The sequence below is a fragment of the Psychrobacter sp. AOP5-GZ1-6 genome (assembly GCF_052376345.1).
In the GTDB taxonomy this organism is placed as follows: domain Bacteria; phylum Pseudomonadota; class Gammaproteobacteria; order Pseudomonadales; family Moraxellaceae; genus Psychrobacter.
Map to the genome: position 1 here is coordinate 1 of NZ_JBQSVP010000266.1, position 1339 is coordinate 1339.

The following is a 1339-nucleotide window of genomic DNA, read 5'->3' on the forward strand; positions in this document are numbered from 1 at the left end:
ATTAAGAAAATACAAGATGAAAGTTATATACATCAATTATCACCACTCATGATAAACGCAATTGAAGAGTTATGGCACAGTATAGACAAGCCTATATTTACTGAAACCAGTATTTCCGATATCACTCCGTTAAATGAGTTTTACCGTACTGTACTACGTTCAACAGAGACCTATTAGATGCCACTAAAACCTTTAACGATCGCACGGCTAAAATCGGAAGGACTCATTTTGCTTGAATGCCTTTCAGGGAGCCGTGCCTATGGATTAGCAACGCCAGAATCAGATACCGATATCAAGGGCGTATTTTATTTACCAAAGTCATATTACTTTGCTCGCCATAATGACTATATACCGCAAGTCAGTAATCCTAGCAATGATATTGTCTACTATGAGCTTGGACGCTATATTGAGCTGCTGCTACAAAACAACCCAAATATGATGGAGCTGCTTTCCACACCAACCGAGCATATATTGTATAAACACCCACTCATGGAAGCTTTTTCTGCTGATTGGTTTATCAGTAAGCTGTGTCAAAAAACCTTTGCAGGGTTTGCTAACAGTCAAATCAAGAAAGCACGTGGTCTGAATAAAAAAATCGTCAACCCAATGAAGCTCGAAAAAAAACCCATCTTAGATTTCTGCACCGTTCTTATAGATAATCGTAGTGTTGCGCTCGTAGACTGGCTACATAATACAGCTACTGACCAAAAACATATTGGGCTATCTGTTATGGCAAAAGCCACGCAGATGTATGCCATGTACGTTGACACCACTGGTGGGCTAGGTTTTTCAGGCTTATATCAACATGTCGATGCTACTCAGCTACGCCTAAGCACTATTCCTCTAGGAATGACACCTATCGCTTATCTATCATTTAATGAACAAGGCTATAGTAAGTATTGTCGCGATTATAAGGAATACTGGCAGTGGGTTGCTAATCGTAATGAATCACGCTATCAAGCTACTATGACTCATGCTAAAGAATACGATGCCAAAAATATGATGCATACGATTCGTCTGCTTGAGGTGGCGTACGATATTGCAATGACTGGAAAAGTAATCGTCAAACGCCCTAATCGTGACGAACTACTCAATATTAAATCAGGTGCACGAGAGTATAATTCGATTTTGACTCAAGCAGATCAATTGAGTGCTAAGATTTTAGAGGCATTTGAAAAAAGCCCTTTACCAGAACAACCCAATGAACAAGCCGCTCTGTCGGCACTGGTTGTAGTAAGAGATCAGTTATATTCAAACGTCAATTAGACTCATTTGTATAGATCGGCTATATCGTCATATCCGCTGGCCATACTAATATATAGCCTGCACCCAGTTTCCT

1 protein-coding gene is annotated in these 1339 nt (G+C 39.9%); it reads left to right on the top strand.

What is annotated here, in order from left to right; translation table 11 throughout:
• Positions 1-177 precede the first annotated feature (177 nt).
• Complete coding sequence (locus tag ACT3RN_RS15635; RefSeq protein WP_444518821.1) at positions 178-1266, top strand: DNA polymerase beta superfamily protein; 1089 nt, start codon at positions 178-180, stop codon at positions 1264-1266.
• Positions 1267-1339 lie beyond the last annotated feature (73 nt).